Genomic DNA, 12,714 nt, shown 5'->3' with positions numbered 1-12,714 from the left:
GTTAAAATTAATATAGCAGGGTATATATTTTGCACTAAGTGTTCATAATAATTAGTAAAATATTGTTAAATAATAATAAACTTTAATTATTAACTTAAAGTAAGAATATTATGCCTGATTCACCAAGCGAAATAACAAAGGGTTATGTTAATGAAGATGTGTTAGAACGAATAGTTAAAGGAGAACCAACGAAAGAAGATGTGGCTACTTTAAGCAGTAGTTTTGAGAGCAATCCAAAAGAGAGAACAGAGTTTGTTAAGAATTTAGGAGATAATTTAACTCCCAATGCATTACATAAGCTAAACTCTATGGTAATGCAGCAAGCTGATAAATTATCACAAGAAACTGATCCAAATTTTCAATGCCGAATTGCTGAAACTAAAATTTTTCAAGAATTATTGCAGTTAGAAGCAGAAAAAACAGGCATGAAAGCGGAATTTGATAAAGAGGGCAATTTCATACCCCCTAAATTATCTCCTGCTATCGAAGATCATTATGCTACTTTGGCAGATAAAGGAGGATTCTATGATAAGCGTTCCGGTTTATCTTCAGATCCTAAAGAAACTAGGATAGCTAAATCAGTAGGTTTTATGCTTATTGCTCCACTTGCAAGAAATACTGAACATTACAAAAATTTACCTCCTCAAGAACAATATGGCTTAGAAGATAAATTAAGAGATATAAGAGTAAATAAATTAAACGATAAAACTCCTGCCCCGCCTCAACATAAAACTGATAAAGAGATGGGAATTAATGAAACAAAACTTACTGATAAAGAAGCTCAAGAAAAAATCTCTAAAATCAGCAAACCATTTTCTAAACTTTTAACAAATAATATAGTTGATGCTACATTAAAAAATCTAGAAAATGAAAATTTTAAACTAGACGAAGAGCATAAAACTAAGATTACTGGAGCACTTTCTGAGTCTTTACAAAATATTTCTGCTTCGAAATTAGCAGAAAATAAAGAAGAAATAATAAATAATATAACTAAAGACTTGAAAGAAAAGCAGACTATGCTTTCAAAAGCTGCACTTGCTTTGCCTGGCAAATCCTCTTATCATATTTCCACCGAAAATGTTAAAAAGATTGCTAATAATATTGGTGAAAAATATCAAGAAAATAAACCATCTGAAAGTGCTATTACCAAATCTACACCTCCTATTACTTCTAAAAATGAAGAGCAGAGCAATAGTAAAAAGAAAAGTTTTATCAAAGAAAAAGTAGCACATATGAAAGATACTTTTGGTAAAGCAGTAATTGCAACAAAAAATATTAATCAACTTCGTACTACTTTGTCTAAATCTGTAAAGGTGAATAAAGATCAAGATAGAGGAAGATAGTTATATACCTTTAATACTTCAAGATTTGGTAAGCCAAATTGTGAGATTCGTCTTTGCTCACTTAGTTTATCTACGTTCCGCAGACTCACCGCTTATTTGACTTACCAACTTTTGAAGTATTTGCGGTATATATACTGCTAATAAATGAAGAGTTGATAGACGATAGTATCAATTTGAAAAATTGGCTATGGCGTCTTTGTAACAATAGTACCGGACATTTTTAAAAAAATGTTATATTTTTTCAGGTATGGGTAACATTATCCACTATTTTAAATTCGACCAGATGCGGTTTTTGGCAATATAGAAAAAGATAGTAAACGCTACTAAAAACATCATAACTTTAAGTCCCATAGATTTACGATGTTCCATTTCCGGTTCAGCTGCCCATTGTAAAAATACTGCGACATCATGACTCATCTGTTCAATAGTTGCGTTAGTGCCATCCATATAAGTCACCTGTCCATTCATTAGAGGTGGAGGCATTGCTATCTGCCCGCCTGGAAAATACGGATTATAGTGAGCACCATTCATTAGCTTGAAACCTATAGGCGGCTCAGCATAACCGGTAAGTAGCGAATATACATAATTAGCTCCATCATGACGAGCTTTTATTATCAATGATAAATCAGGTGGATGAGCACCGTTATTAGCTGCTCTTGCTGCTTGTTCGTTTGGATAAGGCGATACAAAACGATCAGAGGGAATAGCAGGGCGGTCAAACATCTCACCATCATCATTCGGACCATCTTTTACTGTATAATTTTTAGCAATTTCTTTGATCTCTTCTTCAGAAAAGCCGATATCCTTAAGATTACGATAATATAGATTGCTTAAGCTATGGCAGACGCTACATACTTCTTTATAAACCTGAAAACCTCTTTGTGCGGCTTCACGATCAACACTACCACGCAATCCTTCAAAGTGCCATTTCATCTTTTTGGGATGTAACGCTTCCTCATTGGCTAGACTTAAAGCAGAAATTAATAGTATGATTATAGAGATAAATAATTTAGTTTTCATAGTGTTTTTTTGACCGTCATTGCGAGGAAAAATTGAAAATTTTGACGAAGCAATCTCAGGAGTTTATTATTGTTTTATGAGATTGTTGTATCAAGGTTTTATCTTTTATTCCAACAATATTTTTATTTATAGAATAATTTCATTATATAAATCATCCCAGTTTGTATTTATTTGTTCTATTAATTTAATCTTTTTATTTCTTGAACCAGCCTTAATTTGTTTTTCTTTATTTATTGCTGAATCCATAGTTTGATGAAGCTCATAAAATATTAATATTTTACAATTATATTTTTACTAAAACCTTTAATGTTTTCGTTTTTATGTTGGTATATTCTTTTTATAAGATTAGAGGTTACACCGGTATAAAGTATATCATTTTTTTTATTAGTAGTTATATATACAGCTGGTTGTTTCACAAATTTGTATAATACAAAAACGTCATGAGCTATACTTTCTGAGATTGCCACGCCACTTTCAGTGGCTCGTAATGACTTTTATATTTCAATAACGGTTCTAAAACTCCTCCGGTAGTGGTAGTGGCTTTTCGTATTTACCTATTAATGGCAAGGCTACTAAAAAATGGAAGAAGTAATAGCATGCAGCAAATCTACTTATAGTAATATAAGGCTCTTCTGCCGGCTGTCCGCCTAGATAACCGAGCAATAAGCAATCTGCCATAAATATCCAAAAAGCAATGCGATATATTGGTCTATAGTTGGCACTTCTTACCTTTGAAGTATCTAGCCAAGGTAATAAAAACAACACGAATATGCTGCCAAACATTAGTAGTACACCACCAAGCTTGGACGGCACAGCACGTAATATTGCATAAAATGGTAGAAAATACCATTCAGGAACAATATGAGCAGGTGTAACTAATGGATTTGCAGGAATGTAATTGTCCGGATGACCTAAATAATTCGGCTCATAAAAAATAAAATAGGCAAATATTATGAAATAAACTCCGAAACCAACAAAATCCTTAATCGTATAATAAGGATGAAATGGAATCGTATCTTTAGGACCTTTAACATCAATACCTTTCGGATTATTTGAACCATGTTGATGCAATGCTACTAAATGAAGCATCACAAGAGCAACGATAATAAACGGCAATAAATAATGTAGTGAAAAGAATCTGTTTAACGTTGGGTTATCTACCGAAAAACCACCCCATAACCATGTAACTATAGACTTGCCTACAAGCGGAATAGCTGAGAATAGATTAGTAATAACTGTTGCACCCCAGTAGCTCATTTGTCCCCAAGGTAGTACGTAACCCATAAAAGCCGTTGCCATCATAGTTAGGAAAATGATTATACCGATATGCCACAGTAATTCCCTCGGTGCTTTGTACGAGCCATAATATAGTCCTCTTGCTATGTGTAAATATACGGCTGCAAAAAACATTGAGGCACCAACAGCATGAGTATAACGCAGTAACCAGCCATAATTAACGTTACGCATGATTTTTTCAACGCTATCAAAAGCATGATCAACGTGCGGCGTATAATGCATTGCAAGTATAATACCAGTAATTATTTGAATTACTAACGCAATACCGGCAATAGAGCCTAAATTCCATAAATAGCTAAGGTTTTTTGGAGTTTGATAATGGCTAAAATGCTTTAGAAAAGAGAAGACCGGAAGACGGTAGTCTATCCACTCTATAATAGCATTAGTCTTTCCAGTTTTTGGGGTAATGTTGTCGCTCATAGATAATTACCCGATTCTAATTTTTTTGTCGCTAATAAAAGTGTAGGGCGGTACTGCTAAATTTAAAGGTGCAGGACCTCTTCTTACTCTACCTGATGAATCATATTGTGAACCATGGCACGGGCAGAACCAGCCATCATAATCACCTTGATTTGCAAGGGGTACGCAACCTAAATGCGTGCAGATACCAATTGTTACTAACCAATTATCGTGCCCAGCTTTTACACGTGCTTGATCTTCTTCAGGGTCGATTAGCTCTGACATTTTTACAGCCCTTGCTTCAGCAATTTTATCCGGAGTGCGATTGGTAATGAATACCGGCTTTCCTTGCCATTTAACTGTAACTGTTTGACCTATCGCAATATTTGATAGATCAACTTCGATTGATGATAAAGCAAGAACATCGGCTGAAGGGTTTAGAGAATCAATAAGAGACCAAAGCGTACATGCAGCTCCAACCGCTGCAACGCTACTAGCCGTTAGGACCATAAAATCACGACGAGAGGTTTGTTTTGTATTGTTAGTAGTATCTTCAGTATCTGACATATTTAGTTTGTATTCGTATTATTACTGTTGTCATAAGGATTTACTATTGGAGTATGCGGTTCGGGAACAGTGCCATCACCTTCGCCACCATCTTCAGGCTTTTTAATAAGCTTTTCTACACCTTGCTGTAATTCTTTTTCTCCTGTACCTTCTTTAACCTCATATTTTCCTGGATCACCTAAGCAATTCCAAAAGTTAACTAAATGATCCCAGTCAGGACCAAGTTTTACAGTACAATTTTGAGCAATAGCTTTACTAGTGTCTAATATCTCAACTGTTGTTCTGCTAAAATAGTCTATAAAGCCGATTTTCTCAAGCCCTTTTACTACATAAAATAATACTATTAATGATGCAACAGCTATCATTATATACCATTTAGTAATAATGCCCCATAAAAAAACGCCCATAGGGTTAGCTGCAACTAACCTTCGTAAAGCTTGCCACATATTATTTTCTCAAAAAAATTTATTATCTTATCTTATACTATTATACTATTAAAAATAAAGAAAATAATCATATTATGCTGTAAATATTTCTGATTAAATATGAACTTAAGACAAATGAAATAGGTAAGATTAATAAATTAATACCTGTCATAATGAAAATTAATTGTAAATTATTATCTTGTAGCACTAACCCTGTCATTATAATACTGGGAATTAGCAAAGGCATAATAAATATGCCGATAAAATTAGCATTAACCCTAAAATAGCTTTGCATACTACCCGATAACACTACTAAGCTACTTGATAAAATTAATACAAGCCAGACGCTGATAAAGAAAAATATTATTTCTAGTAAGGTTTGGCTGAAAAAAACATAAATAATAGGTAATGTTAAAATTATCCCTATCGTACTACTTATAAATATCGCAAAAAATTTAGCCAGTACTATTTTAGTTGGATTAACTACAGATAACATTAATTCTAAGCTTCCATCTTCTAAATCTGACTTAAATATAATAGAAGAAAAACCAATCAATGAAATTAACAAACAAATTACAGAAAAAATTAAGCCAAATTTCTTGATATCTTCATGGCTGTTGATTAAAGTAGTGCTAATAATACAAAATAGAAAAAATATCATCAGATATTTAATCATATTATTAATACGATTCTGCACGATAAATTCACGTTTGATTAGTAAAAACAAGCTATTCACAATTGTTAAATGAGTTGTAAATTGAGTACATAATAGCAGAAACTGTTAAACCTATGCCTATCTCTACAGCAAATATTCCTATATGTTGAGCAGTTAGCCTATCGTTAATAAAGTTTGCTAGAGAATAATAGTTTAAGTAATTGTCATTAAAAAATATTGATATTACACCGGTAAATCCGTATATCATAACACCTAAAGCAGCAATGGTTATTAATGTATTTACTGAAAAATATCGATTTAACTTTTGACTACCATATACTAAATCATAAGCAATAAGAGAAGAGGCAAATATAACGCCCGCTTGAAATCCGCCACCAGGTGATGCTTCCCCATTAAGCTGAATATACAAGCTATATAAAATTATATAAGGTACTATAAAAATAGAGATGTTTTTTATTATTTTGTATTCTTTAAGTAAAACTGTCATCCCGTGAGCCCGCCACGGGATCTTGTGTTGTATATTATGTTCTATAGCATCTTCTTTTTTTTCCGATGAAAATACTAATAACACAGAAATTCCAGCAATTAAAATTACGCTAGTTTCGCCTAAGGTATCATACCCTCGATAACTAGCTAAAATAGCTGCTACAAAAGATGGTATTCCAATATCCTTACTAGTGTTTTCTACATAATATTTAGTTAGATGTGTGTGAAGTAGGGCATGTTCATCACCATAATTTGTTAGTTCAATCCCCATGTAAGTAAGAGTTACTACAAATAATAAACATACAAAGCTTGCTGGAATAATTCTAGTTCTTTGGATTATTTGTAAGTTAGAGGGTAATTTGCGTAATAAATTTAAATATACGCAGGTTGATAGGCACGCTCCAAGGGCTGCTTCAGTCATCGCAACATCTGGTGCATCCATAAGTAAATAAGATACACCAATTAATAAGCTAAATGCTGAGCTAGGCATTACTGCTTCCAATAAATCTTTAGCTAAAATGATTTTAATCGAAATGATAACAAGTAAAAAAACAATAAGATTAAGTAAGTAATTGCTTAGATCAAAATTTAAATGCATAAACATTGTTTTACTTTTTCCTAAATTCCTGCTTTCGCAAGGATAGCATTGAAAGTAGTGATCCTTTACCAAGAGCGTGAGTTGCTACCGGATTTAATAAGAAAATTAATAGAGCAGCTAGAAGCAGCTTAAGGCAATTAAAAAAGTTTCCTGTAAAGCATGCAAAACCTATTAAGCAAATTGGTACTCCAAAGCTTTCAATAACACTTGCGGCGTGTAGTTTTGTATAAAAATCAGGAAAACGAAAAAAACCGATAATACCTGAAAATATGGCAAACAGCCCAATAATTACTAATAATATACCGATGTAAGATAATATCATATTTTTATTTTAAGCAGGAGAACATAGCGTTGTTATATGAGTTGAAAAATATATTATGTCATTCCTGTGTAGGTATTGTTGCGTGGTTCTGATGTTATTCCGTTGATCGCAGGAATCCAGCATAAAGCAAGATAACCTACGCTTTTAATTTTAAAAATTTGCTGTATTTATGCTTTTTTTCTGGATTCCTGCGATCAACGGAATAACATATAAGACATTTTTCGATCCACGAGGGCAAACTTCTAAATGTGGATTATATCATCAATAAAAATCGGTATATATATCAAGTACTTCACCTACCTTTATTAATACGTGTTCTGTAGCTTGATCATAACGTCCCTCATCTATTAGCCATTGATTATATGCAAGGACAGTATCTTTCCAGTTTGCACCTTTTCCTCCGCATTCGTTTTTAGATATACTCTACAATGTGTCGCCTTGTTTGACTGTATATAATTTATGACCTTTAGCAAGTATATGATCTTTTTGTCCTGGTTTTGGCATAATATTTTACCTCCAACTTATTAATTATTATAATACAGTAAAATCATTATAAATTAGTGTCAAGCTGTAATATTTATTGTTTTGGTAATATAATTATTGCATCAGATACGGGACGCTGAATATGTTCTCCTAACCCTTCGTCTTCATCGCCTGTCACCTTATTAACAACTTTTCCGTTCATGAATAAAGTTGAAGAGCCGCCACCATCTAAGTTGATGGCGGATTCACAACCAAGGCTTATCATATAATCTGCAAGTTCTGCTTTAGTTAGACCTACTGTTTGATCATTAACAAACTGTTTTTCTAAAATTTTTAAAGCATCATCAAGTGTTAGTTTTTCAATATTTATACCTTTTTCTTTCCTAAGAATTGATCTAACCTGTACTAATTTAAGTCCTTTATATGTTGCTTATAAATATGTTCGGCAACAACTATAACTATGACACCATCGGTCCGTATTCCAATAGCAGTACGAGCATGGGAACCTTCCTTATTATCAATTTTATCCACCACAGATTTGCTAGCTTGAACCAACATAGGAATACCAGTTACCATAGAAGCAGTTTTGCTAAAAGTCATAGGTTTTTCGTCTTTGTCCAAAAATTCTAGATTTAGTTTTACGCTATCACCTGTTTTTATTGATGGTAATGCTATGCTGCTTGGAAAAGATAGCACAAAACCTTTTGAGGGTATGAGATTGTCACCATGTTTGCTTATTCCTGTTACTACAAAATTTTCATCAATCAATATTTCTTTATTAGTGTAAGGAGTAAGAGTAGTAGAAGCCCAAACATCATTATACAAAGTAACATCTTTAGGATTAGAAAAATAATTAACTTGATTTGGAATAATAAGCTTATCACCTATCTTAACTGAAATTTTTGCTGAGTTTTTAGTAATTTGAATATTGTCTTGATCTAAAATTAACAAACTTTGCATTTGCTTTCTAAGGCTAAACAACTTGCCGTCAACCATTAAAGTAAGACTTGGTCTGCCATCATCACTCCCTGCAATCTCAAAAAAGCCTGCGTTAATAGCAGCAATAGCATTCGTACGCAGGGCTATTTCTTCTACTGTTTCTCTACCTATAACCTGATTGTGAGCTTTAACTAACTTTAAATCAAAACGTTTAGGATCAATAGTTAATATATGAATAACATGTTTATCTTGTTCAGAAAATCTATAATTAAACCCTGAATCTTGATTAGCATAAGTTTGAAAATTGAGTAACATTAGAGCTAGTAGGGAGAGTAATGATTTATTCATATAATTTTGTTTTATTGTTATATCGTGGCTTGTACCTAGTTTGTTACATGGCTTTGATGTCATTCCCGTGCGGGCATTGCCCGCGTAGGCGGGAATCCAGAAAAAATTAAATAAATACAATAAATATTTTAAAACTAAAAGCTTAGGTTATCTTGCTTTATGCTGGATTCCTGCTTTTAGCTAGGAATGACATACAGGACATTTTTCGAACCATGCAATACCACCAGTTTTTTTTCCGCAATAACGTTGAAATTAAATTACTTCTCTCTGAATGCCTTAAATGCTGTGTCAATTACAGGATCAAGGAGATATCTAAGCAATGTTCTAGTTCCAGTAACGATCTGTACTTCGGCTTGCATACCTGGATGTAATTCCAAATTTTTTATTTTAGCAATTCTATTAAATTCATCCATATCAATCTCTACTCTAGCAATATAGTAGTTATCTTGCTGACCAGGATGTTGTCTTTCATCTTGAACAATATCCGGTGATATACTGACTACTTTACCGGTAAATGTTGGGGTAGTACGTGATTTAAAAGCACTAAAGCGTATTTTTGCAACCAGTCCTTCATGTACTGAATCTATATTTTTTTGTGATACTTTTGCTTCTATAATTAATGGATCGTTAGTAGGTGAAATTTCCATAATAGTCTGTCCATGACCTATATAACCACCAATTGTATGATGTTTTAGATTATTAATTATACCATCAACAGGCGATTTGATTACTATCCGATTAAGTGAATCAGTTAAAGAGTTATATTTTTCTCTTAAGCTTGCTGCCTGTACTTGGGCTTCACGAAGTTCGGTTAAAGTTCTTTCAGTATATTTATTTTGTTGAGTTATAATACTAATTTGAGCTTCAGTAATAGAATGGTGCGTTCCTGCTATTTCCGTGTCAGTCGTCGCAACGTCACTTTTTGCACTAGCAACTTTTGCTTCTTGTTCTAATAAAGCAGCTTTCTGTACAAAACCCTTTTCTTTTAAAGTTTTTAAAGCTTTTAAGCGATCTTGATAAACCTCGGCTGTTTTAGTTGCAGCAACTTTTTTTGCTTCTAAGCCTTCAACTCTCTTTTCAAGTTGAGAAATACGTTGTTGCAATGCATCTTTTTCTGAATTAAATACTTCTTTTCTTGATCTAAATAAATTTTCCTGGGTGTGCATTATTTTAGCGACTTCCGGTAAATTAATATCTTGCATTAAAAAATCAGAAAATTCTATTTGTTCTAAATTATCACGCTCAGCAATTAAACGATTTTCAGTAGCTAAAGCAGTGCGATATTGACTTAAAGTGCTCTCATGGTCACTTTTTATTCTGGTTTCTTCAAGTTCTATTAGCTTATCACCTGCTTTAACTTTATCGCCTTGTTTCACGTAAATAGCTTTGATTATTCCGCCCTCATGATGTTGAATTGTCTTCTTATTTGTGCTTGGCATTAATATTCCAACTGCAACAGCTCCACTATCAAGTGGTGCGACAGCCATCCAAACACCACCGATTAATACTAAGAAAATAATAACATAAATACCAAAAAGGATAGGTGATCTTGCTGTTTGTGCAACATCATTACGATCTTTATCGGCTTTTTTGGTGACAAAATTAACAAACCTATCAAGCTTTAAAAGTAAAAATTCTATTGCGTGTGAGGTCTTTTTTAGCGCCCCATTGATTAAAGCTTTACGTTTAGAGCTTTGACCTTTAAGGCTTAGTGAATTTTCTCTCAAGGACAGTAATTGCTTTAACTGTTCCGGCGTAATTTGAGGTTTATTGTTTTTTAAGTCCTGCATAATATTCAATCATTATTATTTTTTGTCATTGTGAAGAGCTTAGGGCATTGCCCGCATGGTTCGATAAACATCCTCGATGTCATTCCCGCATAGGCGGGAATCCAGAAAAAATATCATAAATACAATAAATTTTTAAAACTAAAACTCGATTTTATCTTGCTTTATGCTAGGATTCCCGACTATGCGGGAATGACATCAGAGCCATACTTTAATTTTCACTATACGCTCCTTTTAGTCGTGTAGCTCACGACGATTTTGCACTATTTATTATTAATATGAATTGTGCCGCCTTTTAAAGTTTTAAAGTGGTTTTGAATTTCATCTGGTGTTCCATGAACTGCAACAGCTCCATCCTGTAATATTAATATTTTATCAACAACTGATAATACAGAAGGTCTATGTGAAATTACAACGACTGATATTCCTTTTAGTTTTGCTTGCTTTAAAGCACTCGCAAGTGCTACTTCTCCTGCTTCATCTAAATTAGCATTAGGCTCATCTAAAATTACTAGTTTTGGATCACCATAAAACGCTCTAGCAAGTCCTATACGTTGTTTTTGTCCGCCTGATAAATTAGAGCCAGCAGGACCTATATCTGAATCATAACCGTCAGGAAATCTTAATATCATTTCATGAGCACCGGCTAGCTTAGCTGCTTCGATAACTTTTTGTGGATTAGCATTTTCTTCCATTCTAGCAATATTTTGCTTGATGCTACCACTGAAAAGCTCTATTCCTTGAGGCAAATAACCGACATGTCTGCCAAAATCTTCTCTATTCCAACGATAAATTTCAGCCTCATCTAAACGTACTGAGCCTGAGGATTCTCGCCATACACCAACTATGATTTTAGCTAAAGTTGACTTTCCGGTTGCTGATGGTCCAATAATTGCTAAAATTTCACCTGGTTGTACCGCAAAACTTACACCTTTTAAAATATATTTTGGTGTAGGTGGTTGTGGCATATATTTTGGAATAGGGTGAGCATAATAAATATTTTCTACAGTTAAATGTCCCTCAACATTTGGAATCGGCATTGCTTCGTCACGAGAAGCATAAGTATTAAATAGGTTGTTAATATTTTTGAATGATTTAATAGCTCCGCTCATGCTTTTCCATAACTCAATAGCATTATCAAAAGGAGCAAGTGCTCTACCAACTATAATAGAGCTCATAATCATATTACCAGGAGTCATTGACGCACCATGAGTTTCTACAACAAGATAAGCACCAACGCCAGTAACTGCCATTTGCATTATGTTACGGATAAATCTTGAAAAGTTAGAAATAACGCCATTACGATAGCTAGCAGTTGATTGCTTATCAAGTGCTGCTAAGTTAAATTTATGCCAGTTTTTTGTGACATTTTTCATCATCCCCATTGCTTCGACTACTTCGGCATTTCTATTAGCAATGTCGGCTTGCGTCATACCTTTAATTGAGAATTCTGTAGCTTCACCTAAGGTTTTGTTAGTAGCCGCCGCATTAAAAAAAGCAGTTGAAACTATCACAATTGCACCAAAGACCGTAATAAAACCGATATATGGATGAATCGAGAAAATAACAGCAATATAGATCAAACTCCAAGGTGCATCAAATAAGGTATTAATTCCGGTACTTGTTAGAAATGTTTTAACGGATTGAAAATCACGTAATAGCTGGCTAGATCCCATATTTGCACGTGTTGCTGCTGCTGAAATCGAGGAAGCAAAAATCACCGGTGCTACTGTTCTATCAAGCCATTCCCCCACTTTTATAAGAGTAAAAGAACGAGCAATTTGCAGTAAGCCGTAAACAAAGTAAATGTAAGCAATTATTATCGACAGATATAATAAGGTGTATAAATTACCACTACCAAGTACTCTATCTAAAACTTGCAAAGAATAAAGGGGGGTAATTAGCATTAGTAAATTAATTACAAAGGCAAACCAAAAAACTATCCAGAAAGCTGTTCGGCACTCTCCAAGTGCTATCATCAAAGGATTTTTTTTATTTAAGGCAGTGTTTTTATTATCCATATTA

General features: G+C 33.6%; 13 protein-coding genes. 1 reads left to right on the top strand and 12 read right to left on the bottom strand.

Annotation, left to right across the window (positions count from 1 at the left end):
• The first annotated feature begins 110 nt into the window (after positions 1-110).
• Positions 111-1,343, top strand: coding sequence for a DUF5410 family protein (locus ACICQC_RS06660; RefSeq protein WP_395476453.1), 1,233 nt, complete (start codon positions 111-113; stop codon positions 1,341-1,343).
• A gap of 264 nt (positions 1,344-1,607) precedes the next feature.
• Here the strand turns inward: ACICQC_RS06660 and ACICQC_RS06655 are convergent, their stop codons facing one another.
• The 12 genes from ACICQC_RS06655 to ACICQC_RS06600 all read right to left on the bottom strand — a co-directional run bounded on the left by ACICQC_RS06655 (position 1,608) and on the right by ACICQC_RS06600 (position 12,710).
• Positions 1,608-2,363, bottom strand: coding sequence for a cytochrome c1 (locus ACICQC_RS06655; RefSeq protein ID WP_395476452.1), 756 nt, complete (start codon positions 2,361-2,363; stop codon positions 1,608-1,610).
• Positions 2,364-2,632: 269 nt separating this feature from the next.
• Positions 2,633-2,830 carry a GIY-YIG nuclease family protein gene (locus ACICQC_RS06650; RefSeq protein WP_395476451.1) on the bottom strand — a complete coding sequence of 66 codons (198 nt, stop codon included), beginning with the start codon at positions 2,828-2,830 and terminating at the stop codon, positions 2,633-2,635.
• Positions 2,831-2,876: 46 nt separating this feature from the next.
• Positions 2,877-4,079, bottom strand: a complete 1,203-nt coding sequence (locus tag ACICQC_RS06645) for a cytochrome bc complex cytochrome b subunit (RefSeq protein WP_395476450.1) — start codon at positions 4,077-4,079, stop codon at positions 2,877-2,879.
• A 6-nt stretch (positions 4,080-4,085) separates the two neighbouring features.
• A complete protein-coding gene (gene petA, locus ACICQC_RS06640; RefSeq protein WP_395476449.1) occupies positions 4,086-4,625 on the bottom strand; it encodes a ubiquinol-cytochrome c reductase iron-sulfur subunit in 540 nt (179 codons plus the stop codon).
• A 2-nt stretch (positions 4,626-4,627) separates the two neighbouring features.
• Positions 4,628-5,071 carry a DUF2670 domain-containing protein gene (locus ACICQC_RS06635; protein WP_395476448.1) on the bottom strand — a complete coding sequence of 148 codons (444 nt, stop codon included), beginning with the start codon at positions 5,069-5,071 and terminating at the stop codon, positions 4,628-4,630.
• A gap of 67 nt (positions 5,072-5,138) precedes the next feature.
• Positions 5,139-5,786, bottom strand: a complete 648-nt coding sequence (locus tag ACICQC_RS06630) for a heme exporter protein CcmB (protein WP_395476447.1) — start codon at positions 5,784-5,786, stop codon at positions 5,139-5,141.
• Positions 5,779-6,816, bottom strand: coding sequence for a DUF4040 domain-containing protein (locus tag ACICQC_RS06625; RefSeq protein ID WP_395476446.1), 1,038 nt, complete (start codon positions 6,814-6,816; stop codon positions 5,779-5,781). Before ACICQC_RS06625 ends, ACICQC_RS06630 begins: the two co-directional genes overlap by 8 nt.
• A 4-nt stretch (positions 6,817-6,820) precedes the next feature.
• Positions 6,821-7,132, bottom strand: coding sequence for a Na+/H+ antiporter subunit G (locus ACICQC_RS06620; RefSeq protein ID WP_395476445.1), 312 nt, complete (start codon positions 7,130-7,132; stop codon positions 6,821-6,823).
• 577 nt (positions 7,133-7,709) lie between these two features.
• A complete protein-coding gene (locus ACICQC_RS06615; protein WP_395476444.1) occupies positions 7,710-7,880 on the bottom strand; it encodes a phosphodiester glycosidase family protein in 171 nt (56 codons plus the stop codon).
• 140 nt (positions 7,881-8,020) lie between these two features.
• Positions 8,021-8,965 carry a phosphodiester glycosidase family protein gene (locus tag ACICQC_RS06610; RefSeq protein ID WP_395476443.1) on the bottom strand — a complete coding sequence of 315 codons (945 nt, stop codon included), beginning with the start codon at positions 8,963-8,965 and terminating at the stop codon, positions 8,021-8,023.
• A 194-nt stretch (positions 8,966-9,159) separates the two neighbouring features.
• A complete protein-coding gene (locus ACICQC_RS06605) occupies positions 9,160-10,692 on the bottom strand; it encodes an HlyD family type I secretion periplasmic adaptor subunit (protein WP_395476442.1) in 1,533 nt (510 codons plus the stop codon).
• 260 nt (positions 10,693-10,952) lie between these two features.
• A complete protein-coding gene (locus ACICQC_RS06600; RefSeq protein WP_395476441.1) occupies positions 10,953-12,710 on the bottom strand; it encodes a type I secretion system permease/ATPase in 1,758 nt (585 codons plus the stop codon).
• Positions 12,711-12,714: the final 4 nt, after the last annotated feature.

This window comes from Rickettsia endosymbiont of Pantilius tunicatus, from assembly GCF_964291875.1.
Taxonomy (GTDB): domain Bacteria; phylum Pseudomonadota; class Alphaproteobacteria; order Rickettsiales; family Rickettsiaceae; genus Rickettsia.
Note: the sequence above shows the minus strand (reverse complement) of the source record. Positions and strands in the feature narration are given on the sequence as shown.

What these genes read in the sequence shown, in the direction of transcription:
- ACICQC_RS06660 (WP_395476453.1), top strand. Translation starts at nt 111, where the DNA reads ATGCCTGATTCACCAAGCGAAATAACAAAGGGTTATGTTAATGAAGAT.
- ACICQC_RS06655 (WP_395476452.1), bottom strand. Translation starts at nt 2,363, where the DNA reads ATGAAAACTAAATTATTTATCTCTATAATCATACTATTAATTTCTGCT.
- ACICQC_RS06645 (WP_395476450.1), bottom strand. Translation starts at nt 4,079, where the DNA reads ATGAGCGACAACATTACCCCAAAAACTGGAAAGACTAATGCTATTATA.
- petA (WP_395476449.1), bottom strand. Translation starts at nt 4,625, where the DNA reads ATGTCAGATACTGAAGATACTACTAACAATACAAAACAAACCTCTCGT.
- ACICQC_RS06635 (WP_395476448.1), bottom strand. Translation starts at nt 5,071, where the DNA reads ATGTGGCAAGCTTTACGAAGGTTAGTTGCAGCTAACCCTATGGGCGTT.
- ACICQC_RS06625 (WP_395476446.1), bottom strand. Translation starts at nt 6,816, where the DNA reads ATGTTTATGCATTTAAATTTTGATCTAAGCAATTACTTACTTAATCTT.
- ACICQC_RS06620 (WP_395476445.1), bottom strand. Translation starts at nt 7,132, where the DNA reads ATGATATTATCTTACATCGGTATATTATTAGTAATTATTGGGCTGTTT.
- ACICQC_RS06615 (WP_395476444.1), bottom strand. Translation starts at nt 7,880, where the DNA reads ATGATAAGCCTTGGTTGTGAATCCGCCATCAACTTAGATGGTGGCGGC.
- ACICQC_RS06610 (WP_395476443.1), bottom strand. Translation starts at nt 8,965, where the DNA reads ATGACATCAAAGCCATGTAACAAACTAGGTACAAGCCACGATATAACA.
- ACICQC_RS06605 (WP_395476442.1), bottom strand. Translation starts at nt 10,692, where the DNA reads ATGCAGGACTTAAAAAACAATAAACCTCAAATTACGCCGGAACAGTTA.
- ACICQC_RS06600 (WP_395476441.1), bottom strand. Translation starts at nt 12,710, where the DNA reads ATGGATAATAAAAACACTGCCTTAAATAAAAAAAATCCTTTGATGATA.